Origin of the sequence: Paenibacillus sp. 37 (genome assembly GCF_008386395.1) — a bacterium.
GTDB classification, from domain to species: Bacteria; Bacillota; Bacilli; order Paenibacillales; family Paenibacillaceae; genus Paenibacillus; species Paenibacillus amylolyticus_B.
In genome coordinates, this window is sequence record NZ_CP043761.1 from 3,615,013 (window position 1) to 3,638,953 (window position 23,941).

Genomic DNA, 23,941 nt, shown 5'->3' on the forward strand with positions numbered 1-23,941 from the left:
TACTCCAACATTATTGATAACGATTATCACTGTCAACATATATAATGAAAAAGAAAGCTCTTTTTACATATGGGCAATAGAATCCATCTTGTGTTAACATGTGCACTAACTAATCCAATGGCTTGTTTGAGAAGGGGAACCCATGTCAATTCGAATAAAATTGCTGCTGTCCTTCACGGGCATGCTTGTTATAAGTCTGCTGTTCATCCTGCTTACGGCAAGTCTGTATACGATTGCGGCTACAGGGGATCTACAGAGTTTCCGCGATATTTACAAGGTACATTATCAGATCAACCCCCTGACTGAACAGGGAGAATCGATCTTTCAAGAGATGAAATTTCTGGCCAAAAATGACCCGGACGACCTGCAAAACAAGGTTTTGCTACGTGAATACGATATGAAGCTTCGAGCTGAGAAGTCAGGGCTCTACATCAGACGGGAGAATAGTCAGATCTTTGAATCGCTGACCTTCAACCAGCCGGAACTGAAACAAGCTCTACCTGCCTACGATCTTAACAATTATCAGATTCGAAGCACCTTTAATATTGGTGAGCGATTCTACGCGTATGCGAAATTTGATTTTCAATATTCAGACGGGGAACGGGGGAGTATCTTTGTCATTCGTGAGAGAAGCCCCTTTGCGGAGCTTACTCGCAAGCTGCTGCCTGTGATGTCATTCCTGCTTATTGGCGTCCTAATCATTGCAAATCTGCTCTTGTTTCGCTGGATCACGCGCAGCTTCATTAAGCCATTGAATCAACTACGAAGTTCAGCCGAACATATTAAGGATGGCAATCTATCCTTTAAACTTCAGCTAAACTCCAATGACGAGGTTGGTCAACTCAGCGAAGCGTTTGAGAGCATGCGGAATCAATTGCAGCGCTCTTATGCGTTACGTCAGCAGGACGAAGTGAACCGCAAAGAGCTTATCTCCAACATTTCGCATGATCTCCGTACGCCGATTACCAATATCAAAGGTTATATTGAGGGCATTCGTGACGGAGTGGCTAATACTCCGGAGAAAATGGAGAGTTATGTTAATATCATTCACTCCAAAGCAGTTAGCATGGATAAGCTGGTGGATGAACTGTTTTTGTATTCAAAGCTCGATTTGAACCAAGAACCTTTCCTGTTTAAAACAGTTGATCTCGCTGATTTCCTTGAAGATAGCATTGAAGAGCTGAGATACGATTTGGAGGATAAAGGTATTGCCCTGGATTGGAATAACCAGGTGTCTGGTCCCGCTATGGCTGCTGTGGATCCGGAGAAGTTAAAACGTACCGTTGTTAATGTGGTGGATAATGCACTCAAATACATGGAGAATGAACATAAACGATTCGAGATTACACTTCAAGCCGATGAGAAATGGATTACGATGGCGTTTAAAGATAATGGGAGGGGAATACCTGAAGAGGCACTGCCTTATATATTTGAACGCTTCTATCGTGCAGAACAATCCCGGAACTCCTCAACGGGCGGAAGTGGGCTCGGGCTGGCAATTGCCCGCCAAATCATTGATGGACATGGGGGCTTCATCTGGGCAGAAAGCCAGCCCAATGATGGCACGAGCATATATATCAAACTGAAACGGCTGAATGAAGAGAGGGACTAATAAGTAATGGCAAACATTTTGATCATTGAAGACGAAACAACGATTGCGGAACTGGAACGGGATTATTTTGAGCTCAACGGATTTTCCGTGGATCTCTGCCATACTGGAGATGATGGCCTGAAGCAGGCACTGGAGGGGGACTATAATCTGATCATTGTTGATCTGATGCTTCCGGGACTGGACGGCTTCGAATGTTGCAGGCGCATTCGAGAGGTAAAGGAAGTGCCCATCCTTGTCGTTTCTGCAAAAAAGGAAGAAATCGATAAGATCCGGACGTTCAATCTGGGAGTGGATGATTTTATTACAAAACCGTTCAGCCCAAGTGAGTTGGTTGCACGAGCAAAGGCTCATTTGACCCGATACGAGAGACTTCTTGGCAAAAACAAACCAGCTGAGCAGGATGAAATCCACATTCGAGGGCTTCACATTGACAAAGGATCACGCCGCGTTTTTGTTAATGGAGAAGAGGTGGCGATTACAACCAAGGAATTCGAGTTACTTGTATTTCTTGCGAGTCATCCCAATCGTGTATTCAGCAAATCTGATCTGTTCGAGCGGATCTGGGGCATGGATTCCACCGGAGATATTGCAACGGTAACCGTCCATATTCGCAAACTGCGTGGGAAGCTGGAGACAGACCCCAAAAATCCGGAGTATATTGAGACCGTCTGGGGCGCAGGCTACCGATTTACTGCATAAGTTTCCTGAAAATTTAGAGTCAGTTTATATTTTGTTAATAACTTTATCCTTGGGAGTTTCTTTTTGTCCTCTATTCTATAGATACAGGCAACTACAACCTATAGAGGAGGAATTCAACTATGAATTCTACAACCCGCAAAATCGCTACATTTCTAACCATAACTGCATTAGGTACAGCAGTGTTCCCGTTAACTGCGAATCAAGTACATGCAGCTACATACGTCACTAACATTGCGGCAACAACCGCACAGCTTACCCAACAACAGATCGAAGCTGCTATCAAGGATCTGAATAGCTTGGGGATCATGAACGGATATGCAGATCAATCTATGGGTGAACATCGAGCGATTACCCGTGCGGAGTTAGCTTCATTGGTTTTCAAAACATTTCATTTGGAGAGCAAGACTGGAGAAACCGTAGAATTAACGGATGTCAATTCCAATGCATGGTATGCGCCATATGCGTCAAAGCTTGTTGAACTCGGCATCATGCAAGCTAACGATGGACAATTCAATCCGCAGACTCAAGTGTCGGATGCTGAACTCGAACAGGTCGTATCCAAAGCGATGCAACGTGATGTAAAGTCCGTTCACCATTGGATGAGCGAGTTTTACTCCGAGAACGGTTCGGCAACGCGTGGCGAAACAGCAGTGTTGTTGCAAACCGCACACCAAGCTATTCCTTCGGAGCAAGCTCAAATCAAGAGCGTTAGATCGCTGAACGCCATTACGTTAATTGTCACATTCGACAAGCCGCTGACAGCAACGAATGAAGCTTTTGCCAAGGCGCAAACGGACTTTGCATTTAGTGGCGGGTTGACGTTAACCAATATGCCCCGTTTGAAAACAGGGTCGATTGCGACTTACATCGTTCCAACGTCCGTACAAGATGCTGGTGAAGTGTACAACCTGACTTACAAAGGCCAAGATGCTGGTTCCTTTGAAGGCAGTGCCACGAAAATAAACATGACAACGGCTAGTCAAGTAACGAATGATACATTCGAGATTGAAGCGCTGCAAATGAACGGTGTAGTGGATTATGGTTACATCATTTCGGCTTACAGCGGTGGTCGAGGAGCTAATGCATTTGTGCTGAATGATCAAGAGCAAGCAGGAGGCAAAACGGTTCAAATAATCTCTTCCATGCAGGCAAGACAAGTTGTAATTACGCCAGAAGGTGGCGAGCCTATCGTTGCCAGATATGTTCCGTTCACGCAATCCACAGATGGCAAACAAGAACCGAAGTTCCGTTTGCCTGAGGGACAAACGCTGAAATCAGGTGTCACATATACGGTTTCTTCGGATTGGGCCAACATCGAAAATGCTTCATTTAAGGCGAAATCGTTTGATGCACTAGTGGTTGCAAGTACTCAAGCAGTGAGCGAAACCTCCATGGAAGTTACGCTTGACCAGGATCCTGGGGATGAACTGTTCTCTGGTCGAAGTGTAACGGTAACTTCATCTAGCGGGGATGTTCTGACGGCCACTTATAAATATTCAAGTCGAAAAGGTGCGACGGGTGTATTCGACCTAACGAATGATGGGAAGTTGACTCCGGGTACTACGTATACAATAAACCCAGTTGGGGATTGGAGTATCGCTTCTTCGGTCACCTTGACACTGGAGTAAAGGAGGCAGTATGAGTAAATCGCTGATCATCGTTGTCCTGATAAGCAGTATGTTGATCGTCCAGGGCTGCGTGCCTGAAATGAGAAACGACTCTAACGTAGAGGTAAAGGCCATGACTTCAGCAGATGAACAGCTGTTCAAGGCAGTAGAGGACAGCGATACTGAACGCATAGAACAAATGATTCAAGCAGGCGCCAATATCAATGCTCAAGATCAGACTGGCCGAACAGCTACAATGATTGCAACTTACAATAATGACCCAGCATCGGCTAAAGTGTTAATTGAAGCGGGGGCAGACGTGAATATACAGGACGATATGAAAAACACCCCGTTTCTGTATGCTGGCGCTGAAGGATACTTGGATATTTTGAAGCTGACAATCGAGGCCGGAGCGGACCCAACGATAACGAATCGATATGGAGGGACAGCACTTATTCCAGCTTCGGAGCATGGATATGTGGATGTAGTGCAAGAATTACTGACTCAAACTTCGGTGGATGTGGACCATGTGAATCAATTGGGATGGACAGCATTACTCGAAGCGATCATTCTTAACGATGGCAATGCTCAGCAGCAGGAGACGATACAATTACTCATTGATCATGGAGCAGACGTGAACATACCGGATCGTGATGGGGGATCACCGCTCAGTCATGCGAAGAGTAAAGGCTTTAAAGAAATTGAAGACATATTGGTACGGGCTGGAGCCCAACAGAAATGATCTAGGGTCAATAAAGAAACCAAAATGTTGAGCTACATGTAAATGGTATTTATAGAGCGCCTGGTTCCTTCGATGCTGAGGGGCAGGCGCTTCATTATATTAAAAAATGAATATCTCTGCTTTGAAATTTTCTATAGTGTACCACTCTGCTTCCAGATAAAATGGAAATACCAACCATGTAAGCGTTATCTATTATTGTAGCTCAGGTATCTTTACCTTTTGCACCTGCTACTCAGTAGCCCTAACTTGAACAGGTTGGAATCATTCATGGAGGTGTATGATGAAAAGGAAGTCTTGGTATACTTTGGCGGTAACTGGTGTCATCTCTTTGTTTTTTTCGGTAAGCGCTTTCGCGGGTTATGTTTTCTGGGAACCTCTAACCTATTTTAACGCAAGTACGTGGCAAAAAGCGGATGGGTATTCCAATGGAAGCATGTTTAACTGTACGTGGAGGGCTAACAATGTTAATTTTACAAGTGACGGCAAGCTTAAGCTTGGTTTGACCAGCTCTGCACAGAACAAGTTTGATTGCGGAGAGTATCGTACCACAAATACGTATGGATACGGCTTGTATGAAGTCAGTATGAAACCTGCCAAGAACACAGGTGTAGTATCGTCTTTTTTCACATACACAGGCCCTGCACATGGCACCCAATGGGATGAGATTGATATCGAATTTTTAGGTAAAGACACAACCAAAGTGCAGTTTAATTATTATACCAATGGCGTTGGTAATCATGAGAAGGTTATCAATCTAGGTTTTGATGCATCTCAGGGCTTCCATACGTATGCATTTGACTGGCAGCCGGGACATATCAAATGGTATGTTGATGGTGTATTGAAGCATACGGCAACCAGCAATATTCCTAAAACACCTGGAAAAATCATGATGAACCTCTGGAATGGAACAGGAGTAGATAGCTGGCTTGGTCCTTATAACGGGGCCAATCCGCTCTATGCTGAGTACGATTGGGTTAAATATACGAGTAATTAAGCAGACTGAAGCAGCTGTTAGCAGCTGCTTTTTTCTATATTCAGGCATTGTATTTATTCAATATATGTATTCAATATCCAATATCCTAAATTAATGCAATAAATGTTGCAATATTAGTATGGGCATAAATATCAAACATTCATTATGATTAACCTGTAAGCAACATTACATAGACTGGGGGAACGAAGTTGGACACAAGTAAAAAGAGACGAGTAGGCAGTTTGGTCATGATCGGTGTATTGGCCCTATCTGTAGCCTTGAGCGGGTGTAGTAACGGGAGCGACAAGAAAACAGAATCGAGTACACCAGCGACAACGTTGGAACTCAAAAATGGGAAGTATGATCCACCAGTATCCATTACGTATTTACGACCATGGGGTCCAGACGTGAAGTTTAAGTCAGGCGAGGATCAGGATAACAACGTCCATACAAAATGGGCCAAGGAGAAACTCGGGATTGAGTTGAAAAACCAGTGGATATCTCCTTCTACCAATAATGCATTTGAGACGAAACTGCGTCTATCGCTTGCTTCCAATGCGGACATGCCAGACATTATTTCGTATCGCGGCGAATTCAATCTGGTGCGTGAATTGATTGAGTCCGGAAAATTTGTCGATGCTGGCGAGTTGTTTGACAAATATGCCAGCGACACATGGAAAGCAGCCGTAAACGAAGATCCTTCCGTATGGTATCCATACATGCAAGATGGCAAAAAGATCGGTATTCCGATTCTGGACTATTCCTATAATGGTGATCCTGTCATGTGGATCCGCGAAGACTGGATGAAGAAATTTAATCTGGAAGCACCTAAAACGATAGATGATCTTGAAGTCATTATGGAAACGTTTACGAATCAAGATCCGGATGGCAATGGGAAGCAGGACACTTACGGACTCACCATTGGCTTTAAGAACTGGCTGAACACTTGGATGTCTGAAGCTGGGTGGGTATTTGGCGCTTATGGTACAATGCCAAACCAATGGAATCTGACGGCAGACGGAAAACTTGAATACGGTTCCGTTACACCTGGTGCAAAACAGGCTTTGGCCAAATTACAGAGCTGGATGAGCAAAGGTTATATCCCGGAAGAAGCCGGTGTGTATGACGAGACAAAAGCTGCTGAAGAATTTACTGCCGGAAAAGCAGGTATTGTGGTAGGTCCTCACTGGATGCCATCCTGGCCGCTGGAGGATGTGAAGAAAAACAATCCTGAGGCTGAATACAAGGCGTATCCCATTCCTTCCGGTCCAAACGGTCAAGCAGGAAGACATGGTACGTCGAACGGAAACGGCGTAGTTCTAATTAACAAAGACATGAAAAATCCGGAAGCCTTTTTCACCTATCAGAACTATCTCTTTGATCATTATGCGAATCCTAAAGAGGGCGATGAGTTTGAGCATGGATTTGCGGAAGGATACGATTGGGTTATGGTAGATGGGAAACCATCAACCGATGCAAGTCTTACGGGTGGTTATGCTCCCGAGAAGTACACTTTGACTTTTGATGGAGCGCGAATTCCGAATCTGAGTATGACAACACTCGCGAAGCTGGCAAGTGGTGAAGAACCAACAACGCCATTTGAGAAAAAAATCAAATCAGGTGTACCGACACCTATGCTTGATGCAGCCAAGATTGTTTTGGATCAAAAGGATATCGTGTTCAATCAGATGTTTACCGGTGCACCTTCAATGACGATGCAGATGAACAATGACATTTTGACCAAGATGGAGAAGGATACCTTCTCTCAAATTGTATATGGCAAAACCTCTGTTGATGCGTTCGACTCATTTGTTGAGAAGTGGAAGTCTTCAGGTGGAGATCAGATCACGAAAGAAGTTAACGAGTGGTATGATTCCGTGAAAAGCGGAAAATAGGATGACGCAGGGCTGGCTGAATTGATTCATCGCGGCCACATAAGCACCAAAAAGGCATTGCAGGAGTAGATCTCCGGCAGTGCCTTTTTGTATTTGATATGGAGAAGGGGAAACCGGAGAGATTACTAGAAACTCAAGTCTGGCCTGAGTATCTTAAACCGGCAGATTTTCCCGATATTCCTGCGGTGTAAGATCATAAAATTTCTTGAAAACTCGAATAAAATATGCGGTATTGTTGTAACCGACAAGTTCTGCAATCTCAAACACTTTGGCGGTTGATGTTCGCAAATGATAGGCTGCTTTCTCCATTCTTAACCGGTACACATATGCAGTAAGTGCTTCACCTGTCTCTGCCTTGTATACCTTGGACAAGTACACTGGGTGCAGATGCACATGGTCAGCAATTGCAGGCAGTGATACATCTCCAGCCAGATGAAGGTCGACAAAACTTTTCACGCTGCGTACAATGGTGCTGTGATTGTCTCTAAGCTCTTGTTCGGCATCATCTCGTATGTAATGAAGTGTACGTACGGACCAGTCTTGTAGCTGCTGCGCAGTGGAATAGCTGGGAGCTTGAAAGTAACGATAGGACTCTGCTGGAATCAAAGAAGAGATTTGTTTGCCATTTTTATGAATGATGTACGCAAACGCACCCGCAATAGCAAAATACACCTCGAAGGTTGACTCCGCAATATCATGATGTTCATTGGAATGCAATAGTTCCTCAAATATGTGCCCGATTTTCTGTTCCACATCCTCAAAGCGACCAGCTTCGAGCAGGCTAATCAACGTTGGTGGCTGATACAGCGACCTGATCGTATGTAGAGGGTTGGCATCCGTTTCATCGGAAGCGGTGACAAACAAACCTTGCACCTGACCCATCCGTTTACGCATGGACATAACCGTTCGCTCATAGAGTTCTCCAATTTCGTGGGGGAACTTGCCCCAACTGGAGACGGAAATGGAGATAGCACCTTTCAGGTATAACTGAACATTGGTTTGAATCTGGGCAGCATACTGCTCAAGCAATGTCTGAGGCGTCTCGCTCCGGCTATAACTCATCGTTGTGGAATGTTTCATGCTTACCAGAACAACAATGTAATCGTGCACGTCACGTGTATGCCAGATATGAAAATGATTATGCATCACTTCACTTATGATATTACATATCGCATATTCCATTAGGGCCAGGTCGCCGTGTGCCATATCGGATAGATGTTTCTCCATACGGATAATCAGCATGCCGAGATCTTCTCCTACGGAGTAGGGAAGCTCCAGCAGATCAAGCTTGTCTGCCAGTGTCTTCTGATCATAGACTTTTCCAGTCAGCAACTCATGCAGCATCGTGGATTGAAGTAATGGCAGATGATCCTGAAAGGCGTGTAAGGCTCTTTGATGAGATGCTGCCGTTTCCCACTTTTCTTTAATTCGATGAACAAGACGTTGCACGGATTCGATCAGATCTTCATCGCTAACAGGTTTCAGCAAGTAATCAAAGCTTTCCTGAGCAATAGCCTGTTTCGCATATTCAAAGTCGGCGTGACCTGATAACAGAATCGTCTGCACATGCGGCCACTTTTCATGAATCGCTGTAATCAGTGCAATGCCTGACATTTCGGGCATACGTATATCCGTAATTACAATGTCAATGTCGTGGTTGTCCATAATTTCCAGCGCTACTGCACCGGATAAGGCTTCATGAACTGTACCGATACCGCAGCTTTCCCACGGAATGGTCTCTGCCAGCGTTTCCACGACAGAACGTTCATCGTCAACTAGTAATATTTGCAGCATGGGTCGTTCACCTACTTGTCTGTATTGTCGTGCCATGTGATGTTAACTTTAATCCCACCCATTGAAGAATGATCATAAGATAGTCCAGATCCTTCACCGTATAGAAAAGACAAACGTTGATGGACATTCCATGTACCACATCCCATATTCTCATCCAGCGGTTTAAGAAGATTATCTCTCAGATGATCAAGTTGTTTCTCAGACATGCCAAGCCCGCTGTCCTCCACGATAATTGTGTACACATCGTCCTCGCAGTCCGCATAGATTTTAATCTCACCATCTACCGATTTGGGCTCCAGACCATGAATAATAGCGTTCTCAATAATAGGCTGGAGGGTTAGTCTGGGAACTGTTTTATCTAAAATATCATGGGGCACGTCGATTGTAAAATGCATTCGTTCCAGACGAAGTGACTGGATTTCCAAATAATTTTTGACCATCGTCAGCTCTTCACGAAGCGTGGCTTGATCCTTTTCGGACCTGGTTATGTATCGGTAATACTCCCCCAGATTCAGTGCCATGGCTACCACGGCCTTTTCATTTTTCATTCGGGCCATGTTCTTGATATAGAACAGGCAGTTATATAGAAAATGCGGATTAATCTGCGACTGTAACTGTTTGAGCGTGGCTTCCCGACTTCGTAATTTCTCCTCATATACATTCTCGATTAATTCTTGAATTCGTTGAGCCATGATGTTGAAACGTGCAAATAACAAGCTGAACTCATTGCGTGCAGAATGATGAAGCCGAACGGAAAAATCCCCGGTGGACAAGCGATTTGTCCCTTTCACCAACTGTAAGAGTGGAAGCTGCACACTTCGGTAGAGTGTATATAATACAACAACGCTCATCACGATCAGAACGGCAATTGAAGCGTAAAAGAGATTCCGGCTGCTCGTAATCGGTTTCAAAATTTGCTGCATAGGCACGTAGTCAACATAATACCAGCCGAGGCTCTTGGATTGAATATAGGAGACGTAATATTCCGTTTTGTTTAACGTTGTGGTGAATCCACCACTGGCTTGCAGTTTTGCTCCTTTCAAAGAGGGCAGTATGGCATTCAGCGTTTCCTTTCCAGAGCTATTACTGATTAAACCATAATCGGGATGGAACATGAATGGATCACCTTTATTATTTAACTTGTTTTGATTAAGAAGTGCAGTTAAGTGATGAACTGGAAAACTGATTTTGGTAATCAATCTGGCTTTGCCAGGTCTCGCCATCGCTGTCGTTGGATCGGTAGTGTACCAGATAAACTGATTGTCGGCATAGGTCCAGGATTGCGAGAGAGGCTCCTTAAATTCATCATCCCTGTAAGGAATGTAAGCATAATAATCCGTTGATATCACTTTTTGCATCCTTGGGAAGTAAAGTGTGATGGTCGAATGCCATTTGCTTGCTGCGTTGTACAGATTCATCTTTTCCAGAATAGCACTTCCAACTTTCACACGTTCATAGGGAATGTCCTTATAGTCGGGGCGTTGATATTCCTGAATACTCGAATCTTGCCCAATAGACATCCCATACAATGACAATTGGTAAATGTTGGATTCTACTGAATCAGCAAATGTCGATAGATGATTCATCGTATTGTTCTGAATCTCGTGTTCGATAACACGCACGCTTTCCCGGTTCGAGTATGTATAGAGAAACAGCACCAGAATAAGCAGCATCACAAACAACAGAGTAATTTTGGTGAAGACATTCAAACGTGTGAACAAAGTCCAACCTCCTTAATCTTATTAAAATATTGATATCGTTGTTGCAATATTAGGATATAGATCACAAATTTCCATTGCTATAATTTTAATATACAAGTTCACGATGACTTGTAAAATATAAATTTTAGAACATGGGGGATGCAGGAGTGAAGGAACATACGTTAGAAACGCCGCATAAACGGCGCTCCACCAGGGTCAAACAGCGCTGGAATATGCAACGGAATTGGACCTTGCATATGATGCTCGTTCCAGCCGTATTGCTGGCACTGGTGTTTCAGTACATACCGATGGGCGGCATTGTAATTGCTTTTCAGGATTTTAAGCCATACTTGGGATTTTCTGAATCCAAATGGGTTGGTTGGGACAATTTTAGATATTTATTCTTATATCCGGACGTAGGTCAGGTGATCTGGAATACACTGGTCATTGCATTTTTCAAAATTATCGCAGGACTGTTTGCTCCATTCCTGTTTGCCATTTTGCTCAATGAAGTGCGCTTGACGGCATTCAAGAGAGTAAGTCAAACGCTTGTGTATCTACCGCATTTCCTATCATGGGTTATTCTCGGTGGTATTCTGCTCGATATCCTGTCTCCTCAGGGCGGCATGGTCAACCAGCTTGTCGTAGCCTTTGGAGGAGAACCGATCTTCTTCCTGGGGGACGGTACATGGTTCCGAATAACGCTGATCCTCAGTGATGTGTGGAAAGAATTTGGTTTTGGTACGATTGTATTTCTGGCTTCTCTCTCAGGAATTAATCCTGCACTCTACGAGGCTGCCGAGGTGGATGGGGCCAACCGTTTTAAACAGACGCTGCACATTACGATTCCGGCATTGATGCCGATCACAATTGTACTGATGACGCTCTCTATCGGCAACATACTGAACGCCGGTTTTGATCAGGTGTTCAACTTGTACAATCCGCTTGTGTATGACAAAGGCGACATCATTGACACCTTTGTATATCGACTTGGGATTCTGAATGGGAAGATGAGTTTTGCCACAGCAGTAGGGTTGTTCAAATCTGTGGTTGCTACCATTTTGATTGTTATATCTTACAGAATGGCTTACAAACTAGCTAATTATCGAGTTTTCTAGAGAGGAGAAAAGGGCTTGTATTATAAAACAAAAGGATACCGCATATTCAGCATCGCTAACTATACTTTTCTTGGGATATTATCGATACTCTGCATTTTACCAATTATTCATATATTGGCTGTTTCATTCAGCAGTATGGCGCCAGCATCATCAAACCTGGTTACCTTCTGGCCCATCGGGTTCACAACCGACGCATATGTGAAAACATTCGGGAATTCAAACTTCATCAACTCCTTGATCGTATCACTTAAACGGACTGTAATTGCGACGATCATTGGTATGGTCATCATGCTCTTAACCGCATTTCCGTTGTCGAAGGAAGATATCAGTTTTAAAGGTCGCTCCTTATATACGTGGTTTTTCGTATTTACCATTTTGTTCAGCGGCGGTTTGATTCCAAGTTACATTTTGATCCAGAAGCTTGGCTTGATGAATACAATCTGGGCACTTATTCTGCCTGGAGCACTGTCCGTGTGGAACGTTATTCTTATGATGAACTTCTTCCGCGGACTGCCCAAAGAACTTGAAGAAGCAGCTTATTTGGATGGAGCAGGTCATATCAAAACGTTGATTCTGGTCTACGTACCACTGTCGCTTCCAGCTATCGCAACCTTGTCCTTATTTACGATGGTTTACCAGTGGAACTCCTGGTTCGACGGCATGATTTATATGTCTGATATTAAAAATTATCCACTTGCTTCTCTGCTCCAGACCATTATCGTTCAGCAAGATCTCAGCAAAATCAACGTTGATCCTTCCATGTTGGAGAATATCTCGCAGCGAACCGTACGCGCAGCACAGATCTTTATCGGCGCGCTTCCGATCCTGATGGTATACCCGTTTTTACAACGTTTCTTCGTTAAGGGGATCGTTATTGGAGCAGTCAAGGAATAGGCTATGCAAATGCAAGGATAACTGAGCTGAGGGAGGAAGAAGGATGAGAAAAGGACTGGCATGTATGGTGGCATGGAGTTTAATGGCTTCTCTCGTTTATCCAGCAACTGTTGGAGCAGAAAGTGTACAGGGTCAAGCGGAGGTGGGAAATGTGCAGGCGAAAAGCCTGCACTTCTCTGTTCCCTATACAGACCTGACCGGGCATTGGTCACAATCTGCCGTTACACGGTTGCAAGATTTGAATCTATTGAAAGGTTATACTGACGGTACATTCAAGCCCAGTCATGTCATTAGCCGAGCTGAATTCGTGATGATTCTGGATCGAGCCTTTGGTTTCACTGGTAATGCGGTGACTGGTTCATATGTGGATGTGAATTCAGACGATTGGTACTATGACGTGATGGTACGAGCGAACGGTTCTGGCATCATCGAAGGAACAGATCGTGATCATCTGTCACCACAACAACCGATTACACGCCAAGATGCAGCGGTTATGGTAGATCGAGCTTTTCAACTTTCAGCGGCTACAAATGAAGATAGTGAACAATTGAAATTTCAGGATGAAGATGATATTTCCAGTTATGCAAAGAAAGCGCTTACCAATATGGTGGACGAAAATATTCTTAAAGGTTTCCAAGGTAAATTAAATCCCAAATCCCCGATTACCCGAGCAGAGACGGCAGCAATGTTGTCGGAGATGATTGCAGATGTGAAAAGTGCTCCTGGTATTTATGAGTCCCGGGTGGATGGCAACTTGATTATTAATTCAACGGATGTCACGTTAAAAAATATGATTGTTAATGGAAATCTGCTGCTGGCAGAAGGCATTGACGAGGAATCTGTTGTTCTTCAGGGCGTAACTGTCACAGGAAGTGTCATCATTAAAGGCGGAGGAAGTCATTCCATCAACATTAGTAACTCCAAGCTGCATCGAGTAGTCGTTGACAAACGTGGGGAGCCCGTCAGAGTTGCCATTACGGAAGAAAGCAACATTCAGGAGATGCATGTAATGCAGAGATCCATTCTGGAGATCTCTTCAAACAGCCTGATTGATTCCATGATTATCCATGCAGAAGCGAGTCAGACTCGAATGGATACCAAAGGTACGATCCAAAAGTTGAGTGTAGATGCCGATGAAGTTGTGATCAACGGAGAAAAAGTAAAACAAGGATTGCGCACATCCATGGTGGGTGAAGCTCAACAACCTGTTTCATCGCAGCCTGGTGGTTCAACAAATGTGACAAGCACACCCACACCATCTTCTCCAGACGGACAATCACCGTCTACACCATCAACACCAAGCAATCCGGCGGGCGAAAAACCGGTTCCTGCAACAACGATTCCGCATGATCAATGGGAGCTGGTCTGGAATGATGAGTTCAACGGGCCCGCGATTGATTCTTCCAAATGGACCGTGCAGGATACAGGACTCGTTTATAACAATGAAATGCAATATTACAGCCCGGATAACACTCGCATTACGAAAGATCAGAATCGAAGCGTGTTGCAAATTGAAGCAAAAAAGGGTCCGAAAAATGGTAAGGATTACAGCTCTGGCAAACTGATCTCTATGGGAAAAGGAGACTGGACCTACGGTAAAGTAGTTGTACGTGCAAAGCTTCCTATTGAAAAGGGCATGTGGCCTGCCATATGGATGATGCCAACGGATGAAGCACATTATGGTGGATGGCCTGCCTCTGGAGAAATCGATATTATGGAGCTAATTGGTGGCAAAGAGAGTAATAACAAGGTATATAGCACATTGCATTATGACAGTGTGAAGCCTGACGGCTCCCATGGACACGATCAGGGAAGCCTTACTCTTCCGAAGGGAGAAACTTTCGCTGACGATTATCACGATTTCCAGGTGGAATGGTTGCCGGGTATGATTCGTTTCTATGTGGATGGAAAGCTGCATCATGAAGTGACCAACTGGCAAACGAAGGCTGCGGGCCAACCCGAGTACTATACGTTCCCTGCACCATTTGATCGTCCATTCTATCTGATTCTGAATCTGGCAGTTGGAGGAGACTGGCCGGGCTCACCTGAAAGCAACTTCACTTCCGAAAAGATGAATGTTGATTTTGTGCGAGTATATTCTTACAAAAATCTAGACACATGGCCTGATGTAACAACAAATCCCATCGAGCCTGCACAACAACGTGAACCACAAGCCGATGGCAATCAAATCTACAATGATCGTTTTTCGGAAGGGTCTGCAGACAATGGAGTGCCTCTTCAGTGGAAATTCATCACAAATGCTGATGGAGCTGGCAGTGTCAAAGTTGTAACGGATGAGCAGAAAGGTAAAGCAGCAGAAGTTACCATTGATGCATCAGGAACTGAAAACTACTCGGTTCAACTGACTCAGATGCCGATGTACATCAAGAAAAACAAAAAGTACAAGATACAATTTGATGCGAAAGCATCTGCTAACCGTACAATCATGTCCAAACTGAACCAATTTGAAAAAAGTTGGACCAATTATTCGGGTGATAACACCTTTGCACTCACGACAGATTGGCAATCCTATGACTATACCTTCAATATGCGGGATGGCACGGATAACAATGCCAGATTCGAATTTAATCTGGGGCTGGATGATACAACCGTTTGGTTTGCCAATGTCAGACTGATCGAGGTGGGTGAGGCTGATCCGTTAACTGTCGAACGAAACGCACTACCTGATGGCAACTTTATTTACAATGGCACATTCGATCAGGGCAAGGAGCGTCTGGGATTCTGGTCAAACAGCATTCAGGACAGTGCTGCAGCCAATATAAGTGTAAATAACTTTTCGAAATTCCCGATTATGGAGCGTCAGCTAGTTGTTGATGTTACTCAAACGAATGGTGATCCACAGCAAGTTTCGGTGAACCAACCGGATTTGAAGTTGGAAGCGAATACAACGTATGGTTTCTCCTTAGATGCCAAGGCAGACACACCGCGAAGCCTCGACATTGATGTTGTCAGCAGTAATGGTCATACGGTACAGGTTCATCAAGGACAAAACCTCTCCTTAAACCAAGACATGAAAACATTCACTGGAGAAATCAACATTGGAGATGGAGCATCAATCGCACAATCCGAGCTAAGACTGTTATTTGGCAGTTCTAAAGGTAAGGTATATGTGGACAATGTTCGTCTGACCAAACGTGGCAAACCTCTCTCCGTGAATGGCTACGCACATATCCCTGCAACCGAAGCCTGGGCGATGCAGGGCCTGCAACTGGAGGACTCCGCAGAAGGTGGTAAACATGTCAGTTACATGGATCAGGGAGATCTGCTGCAATATAAAATCGATGTGGCCCAAGAGGGAGAATATGTTCTGTCTGCCCGAATGGCCAGTGGGAAAAGTGATTCTGAGGTACGGTTCAGCATTCAGGATGAACAGGGTACAATCGTTGCTCAATCCGAACTGAATCTCGGAGACTCGGGGGGATGGCAAACATACAAAACCGTGTATTTCCCAGGGGTCAACTTGACAGCAGGCAAACCCTATTATGTGAATTTTGAAGGAGCAAATTATAATACACGTTGGGTGGATATTTCACTAAACAAAGTTCAAAACAGCCAGCTTGCAGCGGATCTGAATCATTGGGAGCTAATTCCTAATGATCTGACAGCTTCACATGAAGAGGGCGAAGGATTAACGATTAACTTGTCTGGTACAAATGAACATTGGTGGGATGCATTGCTGCAACAAGGTCAGATCGAACTGGATGCAAATAAATCATATCGACTTACCTTCGAGGCATCTGCTTCAAGTCCTAAATCCATGCAAGCGGTTCTTTCTCAGAATGTAGGGGATTTTGTGAAGTATTTGGAAGAAGAAGTGCAATTAAGCACGGAAACACAGTCGTATAGTTATACCATCACCATGGGGGATGCCTCAGATTCGGCAGCCGTACTTGCATTCGGACTAGGTTACCCGTTATCTACAGGTGAACACTCGATTAACATTCATAACATTCAGTTATATGAAGTTAATCCGAATGCAGATCAAGGAGGGCAACCGGCTCATGTTAATCTTATTTCCAATGGAGACTTCTCCAAAGGTAAAGACAGCTGGTTTACCTACGCGGATGGTAATGCGGCTGATCTGGAGATGGAAGTTAGCAATCAACAGCTTCATGCCAAGATTGGTAATGCTGGACAGAACCCATGGGATCGTCAAGTCATCAATGAAGGATTTGGCATACAGCAAGGTTTTAAATATAAATTAACGTTTAAAGCCAAAGCGGAGAAGTCCAGGAAATTGGGTTTGGGGGTTGGATGGGTCGATGCCGCTGCCAACTATGAATGGCATGGTTTCTTTGGGGCACGAGTTGATTTGACTCCAGAAGAACAGGAATTCACGTTTACATTTGATGCAACCGAAGCCAGCTATGCGAATACTCGCATCTCATTTGATCTGGGTAACATCGATGGCGCAGAAGATGGTAACACAACTGTCTCTTTGTCCGATGCCAGCTTGATTAATCTGGGTCCTGCCAATTAGCTTCTGAATTCTCTATATATTGTCTTATATGCTTGCCTAATTCTCTTATTACCTATACATGCAGAATAAAGTTGTCCAGGAATGACATCATAAAGAAGTAGTATACATCTCAGTTTCCAGAGGAGGATATCTTGTATGGCTGACCAGAAGAAAAGAAAAGAAGCTGCCTGGAAGTCACGAAAGCAAGAACAGCATCCCCATGGCAAAATCAAATCGCTAAAAGAATTATCCAGCGAGTATGAAGAGAAACCTACTACGAATTAAACGAAAGACTGTCAGTGAACATTGCTGGCAGTCTTTCTTCATATATTGTAGACATTGAGCCATACGTACATACTCTATTCTAAAAACGAATGAACACAAGATATGATGTCTGTATAGTTCGTGAATAACTGTGAACAAATCGTTAATTCATTGACATTGCATGTCATTTTAATTAGAATACGAAATGGACTTCAGGTTGAAAACAGATATGAGTATCTTTATGTTTAGTTTAGAGCTTAGCTGTTGAATCTTTAAATCCTAACAACGAATATAGGAGCGAGAATATTACAATCCTATATGAAGATTAGGATTTTTTGTTTTTAGCTTTGGAGTATAATTTGAAAGTTGGAGGCTGGCTTTACCATGGATAAATGGTTCAAACTTAAAGAACGAGGCACGAGCATCCCCACAGAAATTATCGCAGGGGTTACAACATTCTTCACAATGGTATACATAGTTATCGTAAACCCAGGAATACTCAGCAGCACAGGCATGGACTTTAACGGGGTGTTCATAGCAACGGTACTGGCAAGTATTGTGGGAACTCTGATTATGGGAATATGGTCCAATTATCCAATCGTCATCGCGCCGGGTATGGGCCTGAATGCATTCTTTGCCTATAGCGTAGTTGCCGGATATGGCGTATCTTGGCAGGTTGCACTGGGAGCCGTATTTATAGCAGGGATTTTGTTTATCATTTTATCACTGACTTCATTCCGTTACATGTTGCTTGATGCAATTCCTGCTAGCTTAAAACATGCCATAACCGCAGGGATCGGATTGTTTATTACAACGGTAGGTTTGCAAAATGCCGGGATTATTGCCGATTCAGAATCGAATTTGATTACGATCGGAAATTTGGCTGAACCAATGGCTTATCTGACCATTATCGGATTGATTATTACCGTTGTGCTGATGGCTTACAATGTAAAAGGTTACCTGTTCATCGGAATGGTGGTAACAGCGATACTTGCCTGGATCATGGGACTATTCCAAATGCCGGAATCGATTGTATCCATGCCGCATGGGCTCGCTTCAACGGCTTTGCAACTGGATCTGGCAGGGGTATTCTCGAATGGTTTGTATACAATCATATTTACGTTCCTGCTGATCACGCTGTTTGATACGACAGGCACGATGCTCGGCGTTGCTGAACAAGCAGGATTGCTTAAGGATGGTAAATTCCCACGCTCGCGTGGCGCATTATTGGCAGATGCCGTAGGAACAACCAGTGGCGCTTTGCTCGGAACAAGCCCAACATCAGCTTATATCGAGTCCAGCACAGGGGTAGCCGCAGGAGGAAGAACGGGACTGACAGCGGTAACGGTAAGTGTGCTGCTTGCGCTGACTTTGTTCTTCACACCGATCGTAAGTGTAATATCAAGCATCCCGGCGATCACATCTCCGGCACTGATCATTGTTGGATACTTTATGATTAACGTTATCAGCAAAATCAAATGGGATGATCTCGAAGAAGCATTTCCTGCCTTCCTGATTATCATCCTTACTCCATTGACGCATAGTATTGCGACAGGCATCGGCGTAGGCTTCATCTTTTATCCGGTACTTAAGCTGCTTCGCGGAAAAGGTAAAGATGTTCATCCAATCTTCTACATTTTTGCGGTATTGTTCTTCATTCAGCTTGTGTTCCTGGACCACTAAAACTGTCTTATCCTATGGAGAACTGCTCTCAACAAGCAGCTCTCTTTTTTTTGTAGTTCATACTCCGTTCATATTCCCGTCACGAAGGGGACATCTTCCATGGTTACACTATACCTATGTCGCAAGAGCGGCTCTACAGATATAAAGGACAGGAGAAGATGGATATGGCAGAAGCAGTGGATGTAACAACAACGGGGACTAAGGGCCGTAAAAAACGGTACTTATGGTTGAAAATAATAGGTGGTATTGTCGGCGCGCTGGTGCTGTTCATGGGCATCACGTTTGTCGTTCATACGATAAGTAATGGGGCCGAGAAAAAGAAAATCGAATCGTACGGCCAATATGTCAATGTTGATGGGAAGAATATGAATGTATCCATTCAAGGTAGCGGCGAACAAACCATCGTGCTACTTCCCGGACAAGGAACACCATCACCAGTACTTGATTTCAAATTGTTAATCGATGAATTAACTTCTGATTACAAAGTTGTGGCGATTGAGCCTTTCGGTTATGGGTTAAGTGACCAAACCGAAACGGAGAGAACCACCGAGAATATTGTTAGTGAAATTCATGAAGCTGTACAGCAGCTCGGTATAAATCGTTATATTCTGATGGGGCATTCCATCACGGGACTGTACGCGGCGACTTATGTGAACACGTATCCGGATGAAGTCTCTGCTTTTGTCGGGATCGATAGCAGTGTCCCCAATCAACCTGGCATGGATGTAAAATTACCTTTGAACTTAATGAAATTTCTTAAACAATCAGGTCTGATGAGAGTAATCTCAAAAGTGAGCGGTGATTCAGATGCATCACTTGCATATGACGAACATACCAAAGAACAGATGAGGTTGATCTCGAATCAAGTTTCAACAAATCCTACATTGGTCGATGAGCTTAAACACTTGGGTTCCAATTTCAAAAATGGAGCAAACCTCACTTACCCTCGTGATTTGCCAATGCTTCTATTCGTTCAATCCAATAACGAGCATAATCCACAGTGGATTCCGCTGCATGAGGAGCAAGTGAAACAATCTGCACAGGGCAAAATGATCCCGATGGAAGGTTCACATTACCTGCATCATACGAAATACAAAGAAATTGCCGAGGAATTCAAATCTTACATGAAACAAATCCAATAGCATAATTGATTAGTAAACTGCGGTATTGTAATAATTGAAGGCAGGATTGAGGGGGATACCCTTACCCTGCCTTCTTTCGTTTTTTTGGTTAACTACTGTGCCAAATGTTCCAGATCTGGCTGCAATTTGGTCCGCAAAACATATATCATGATGGCTCCAACTAGGAACGCCACGGCATCCGCAATAACGAGCGACCAGACTACCCCATGAAAGCCGTTCATTTGATTAGCGATATACAATACAGGAATTAACGTAATCCCTTGAATGATGGACATAACAAACGCGGCGGTTCCTTGGGCTGTTGCTTGGAAGATTCCCATAAACAAAGAAGTCATTCCTGTAATAAACAAGGATAAGAAGGTTACATGCAGAATGTAGCTGCCCATTTCAATTAATTGCGGGTCAGTCGTAAATAAACCAATCAAGTTGTCAGAGATCAGATAGACGACAACCCCAAACAGGACGGCTAACGCCAAAATAGATTTGATCGTGAATCCAATCGTTTGTTTCATGCGTAATTTGTTCGCTGTGAATGAGAAGGCAATCAACGGCACAACTCCCTCGCACAAGCCCATCAGAATAAACTCAGGAAATTGCAATAATCGTGATGAGATTCCATACCCCGCAACGGCCTGATCTCCATATTCAACAAGAAAAAGATTAAGAATGAGCGACATTGCACCCAAGAAGACACTCATAACAAAGACGGGAACACCGATTTTGAACACATTGCTCAGGATGTCCTTGGTCACCTTGAACCATTTCAGGGAGACGGTTAAGAATTGACTTTTATAACTCATATGGTAAGCGTAAAATGCACTCGCAACCAAGTTGGAGATGACGGTAGCAGATGCAACTCCAATCACGCCCCAATGGAAGACAAAAATGAATAATGCATCAAGAACAATATTTATAACAACACTGAGAATCATACCGGTCATTGAGGTGATTGCTGAACCTTCTGAGCGCACGATATTCTCCAGCGTGAAGAATAAGATGACGAAGGGTGAACCCATAAGCATAATCGTGACATACTCTTTCGTAAATCCGAAGGACTCTGGGGTTGCCCCCAGCCCATGAACGATTGGTTCGATCAGCGGGAGGCCAACGGCCATCACAATAATTCCGAGAACTAAACTACTGTAAAAGGCGAATGAAGATACATGCTTCAGATCATCGACTTTTTTCTCTCCCAGCAAACGAGAGATGAATGTACCGCTGCCTATACCAATTAAATTACCAAGGGCCATGATGACCGCGAATAAAGGTAAAGTTAGTGCAAGTGCAGTTAACATTGCCGTATTACCCAGTGTGCCAAGGAAATAGGCATTCAAGATGGAGTAAATAACACTCATTGACGTGCCTAGCATCATTGGGACAGCAAAGTGAGCTACGGCTTTGGCGATTGGTGCTTTTTCAAAGTAATGGAGGTTTTCTGTATCCATGTGGGTCACTACTTTCTTCGTTAATATTGATCTAATCTAACACCGTTAGATTGAACCTTACAGTGTTAGATGTTATCATGAACTTATGAACCTGTAAAGCATAAACTTACACTGTTAGATAAAAGGGCGGATACCGATGAAAAAACAACAGCCTCAGATTTCGGAAGATAAGATTTTGGAAATTTCGTGGGAGCTTCTCGGAGAAGAGGGCATCGAGAAATTCAGCATGAGACGATTGGCAGACAAGCTGGGGATTCAGGCTCCATCTCTATACTGGTACTTCAAGAGCAAGCAGACGCTCTATCAGCGTCTAGCCAACCAGATATCAAAAATTATTCTGGACGAGTTTCACACTGAAGGAGACTGGAAGGAGCAGATGGAGGGGCTTGCCGTGACGGTACGGAGTGTGCTCAGCCGATACCCGTGCTCCACACAGCTCATGATGATGACGCTGCCTCATGAACCGGACATGATCCGCTTCACCAACCGCATGTTGCTCTGCATGGAATCAACACCACTAGAGCAAGAGCAGAAATTACAGGCAGTTCTTACACTAGTCAACTATGTATTCTATTTCGTACTGGACGATTATCAGCATCAGCGCAATATATCTGCTGTCCTTAAGGACAAGGAAGCACTTGAGGGTGAAGAGATGATCCATCTTCTGGACTCTATGAGTGAAAAGGAAGCTGGACTCTTCAGTAGGATGTATAAGAATGGTCTGTTTGAGGTGATGGGAACCGACGGAGCTTTTGAGTTTGGCTTGAAGCTTATTTTGCTCGGGATCGAACAAGTGGTAAAGAAACCCACCGAGAATTAAACTCCGGTGGGTTTCTTCTTGTACTCACGTTAATCCCTTTATCAGTCTAAAATTTAGCCTGAATTTCTTTTAAAAACAAATCCGCAGCAGTCGAAAAGACCTGATGTTTTTTCCAAACGATATTTAAGCCAGATTCAAGTCTTGGCTCTAGAGGTCTGAAACAAAGGTCGCTTTCACTAGACGTATTCACTATTTTATCAAGTGTTAATGCATAACCAATACCTTCTTCAACCATAATGGCAGCATTATATGCAAGATTGTATGTAGTAACCACGTTTAATTTGTCAAAATCTTCGCCAAACCAATCCGCAAACTCATTTTTTGAAAATGTCTGCTTCATTGACTGTCGTGAACAGATCAATGGAACATGAAATAAGTCTGTGGATCGAATCGTATCTTTGGAGGCGAGTGGACTTTCTTTTCTCATAACCACTCCCCAAACATCTTTGTCGGAGAAATTGATATAGTTATATTTGGAAACATCCGCTGGCTGGATTAGAATACCGAAGTCAAGGAGCCCCTTGTCGAGCCGCTCAGTTACATCATCTTCATTGCCGCTGTATAGGTGATAGCGTATATTGGGATATTTATTCTGTACGTCTTTTGCCACTCTTGCAATCTGTTTCATGGCTTCCGTTTCTCCACCGCCAATATAAATATCTCCACTTATGGTTTCTTCCATGGATTCAAATTCTGCCTCTAATTTATCGACCATACCCACAATTTCTTCAGCCCTATTTTTTAAAAGCATACCTTCATCTGTGAGAATAATACTGTAACTACTGCGAATAAATAATTTCTTTCCCAACTCTTGTTCAAGGTCTTTCAATTGTCTGGACAAGGTGGGCTGCGTAACATGTAAGAAATCAGCAGCGCGTGTAATACTTCCTTCTCTGGCGACCGTAAGAAAATAACGCAATACTCTAATCTCCATTTTAACTCCTCCTTTATCCTTTATATTCTACAATAAACCTTACAGAAATGCCTTTCAAGCATAACTTGTTATAAGATATGAGTATTTGCTATGTGGTGTATAAACGCTAAACTAAAAAGCAAGGCAACTGGAGAAGAAA

Annotated in this window: 17 protein-coding genes; 13 read left to right on the forward strand and 4 right to left on the reverse strand. The window is 43.7% G+C overall.

Going from position 1 to position 23,941, the window contains the following annotated elements:
- Positions 1–142 precede the first annotated feature (142 nt).
- From F0220_RS15550 to F0220_RS15575, 6 genes are all read left to right on the forward strand, one after another.
- Positions 143–1,612: a sensor histidine kinase gene (locus F0220_RS15550; RefSeq protein ID WP_105598799.1), complete on the forward strand. Its 1,470-nt coding sequence runs from the start codon at positions 143–145 to the stop codon at positions 1,610–1,612.
- Between the two features lie 6 nt (positions 1,613–1,618).
- Positions 1,619–2,311, forward strand: coding sequence for a response regulator transcription factor (locus F0220_RS15555; protein WP_091018952.1), 693 nt, complete (start codon positions 1,619–1,621; stop codon positions 2,309–2,311).
- Positions 2,312–2,430: 119 nt separating this feature from the next.
- Positions 2,431–3,939, forward strand: coding sequence for an S-layer homology domain-containing protein (locus F0220_RS15560; RefSeq protein WP_105598800.1), 1,509 nt, complete (start codon positions 2,431–2,433; stop codon positions 3,937–3,939).
- Between the two features lie 10 nt (positions 3,940–3,949).
- On the forward strand, positions 3,950–4,660 hold the full coding sequence (locus tag F0220_RS15565; protein ID WP_105598801.1) for an ankyrin repeat domain-containing protein: 711 nt from the start codon (positions 3,950–3,952) through the stop codon (positions 4,658–4,660).
- Positions 4,661–4,940: 280 nt separating this feature from the next.
- Positions 4,941–5,654 carry a beta-glucanase gene (gene bglS / locus F0220_RS15570; RefSeq protein WP_105598802.1) on the forward strand — a complete coding sequence of 238 codons (714 nt, stop codon included), beginning with the start codon at positions 4,941–4,943 and terminating at the stop codon, positions 5,652–5,654.
- 227 nt (positions 5,655–5,881) lie between these two features.
- Positions 5,882–7,528: an extracellular solute-binding protein gene (locus F0220_RS15575; RefSeq protein ID WP_374954402.1), complete on the forward strand. Its 1,647-nt coding sequence runs from the start codon at positions 5,882–5,884 to the stop codon at positions 7,526–7,528.
- Between the two features lie 153 nt (positions 7,529–7,681).
- Here the strand turns inward: F0220_RS15575 and F0220_RS15580 are convergent, their stop codons facing one another.
- Together F0220_RS15580 and F0220_RS15585 are read right to left on the reverse strand one after the other, a co-directional pair.
- Positions 7,682–9,322, reverse strand: coding sequence for a response regulator (locus tag F0220_RS15580; protein ID WP_091018943.1), 1,641 nt, complete (start codon positions 9,320–9,322; stop codon positions 7,682–7,684).
- Between the two features lie 11 nt (positions 9,323–9,333).
- Entirely contained in the window at positions 9,334–11,043 is a 1,710-nt protein-coding gene (locus tag F0220_RS15585) for a sensor histidine kinase (protein WP_105598804.1), read from the reverse strand.
- 146 nt (positions 11,044–11,189) lie between these two features.
- Here F0220_RS15585 and F0220_RS15590 point away from each other — a divergent pair, with 146 nt between their 5' ends.
- The 6 genes from F0220_RS15590 to F0220_RS15610 all read left to right on the forward strand — a co-directional run bounded on the left by F0220_RS15590 (position 11,190) and on the right by F0220_RS15610 (position 20,603).
- Entirely contained in the window at positions 11,190–12,140 is a 951-nt protein-coding gene (locus F0220_RS15590; protein ID WP_091018939.1) for an ABC transporter permease, read from the forward strand.
- Positions 12,141–12,155: 15 nt separating this feature from the next.
- Positions 12,156–13,034: a carbohydrate ABC transporter permease gene (locus tag F0220_RS15595; RefSeq protein ID WP_017688354.1), complete on the forward strand. Its 879-nt coding sequence runs from the start codon at positions 12,156–12,158 to the stop codon at positions 13,032–13,034.
- A 43-nt stretch (positions 13,035–13,077) separates the two neighbouring features.
- The gene (locus F0220_RS15600) at positions 13,078–17,535 is read left to right on the forward strand and encodes a carbohydrate binding domain-containing protein (protein WP_149846677.1); all 4,458 of its coding nucleotides are present in this window, start codon (positions 13,078–13,080) and stop codon (positions 17,533–17,535) included.
- A 135-nt stretch (positions 17,536–17,670) separates the two neighbouring features.
- Positions 17,671–17,799: a DUF6254 family protein gene (locus tag F0220_RS32910; RefSeq protein WP_219845137.1), complete on the forward strand. Its 129-nt coding sequence runs from the start codon at positions 17,671–17,673 to the stop codon at positions 17,797–17,799.
- 363 nt (positions 17,800–18,162) lie between these two features.
- A complete protein-coding gene (locus tag F0220_RS15605) occupies positions 18,163–19,461 on the forward strand; it encodes an NCS2 family permease (protein WP_124114804.1) in 1,299 nt (432 codons plus the stop codon).
- A 164-nt stretch (positions 19,462–19,625) separates the two neighbouring features.
- The gene (locus F0220_RS15610) at positions 19,626–20,603 is read left to right on the forward strand and encodes an alpha/beta hydrolase (protein WP_149846678.1); all 978 of its coding nucleotides are present in this window, start codon (positions 19,626–19,628) and stop codon (positions 20,601–20,603) included.
- Positions 20,604–20,695: 92 nt separating this feature from the next.
- Here the strand turns inward: F0220_RS15610 and F0220_RS15615 are convergent, their stop codons facing one another.
- Positions 20,696–22,048, reverse strand: a complete 1,353-nt coding sequence (locus tag F0220_RS15615) for an MATE family efflux transporter (RefSeq protein WP_105598809.1) — start codon at positions 22,046–22,048, stop codon at positions 20,696–20,698.
- Between the two features lie 136 nt (positions 22,049–22,184).
- Here F0220_RS15615 and F0220_RS15620 point away from each other — a divergent pair, with 136 nt between their 5' ends.
- On the forward strand, positions 22,185–22,868 hold the full coding sequence (locus F0220_RS15620) for a TetR/AcrR family transcriptional regulator C-terminal domain-containing protein (RefSeq protein WP_105598810.1): 684 nt from the start codon (positions 22,185–22,187) through the stop codon (positions 22,866–22,868).
- Between the two features lie 46 nt (positions 22,869–22,914).
- Here F0220_RS15620 and F0220_RS15625 read toward each other — a convergent pair whose 3' ends face one another.
- Entirely contained in the window at positions 22,915–23,802 is an 888-nt protein-coding gene (locus F0220_RS15625; protein WP_091018923.1) for a LysR family transcriptional regulator, read from the reverse strand.
- Between the last annotated feature and the right edge of the window lie 139 nt (positions 23,803–23,941).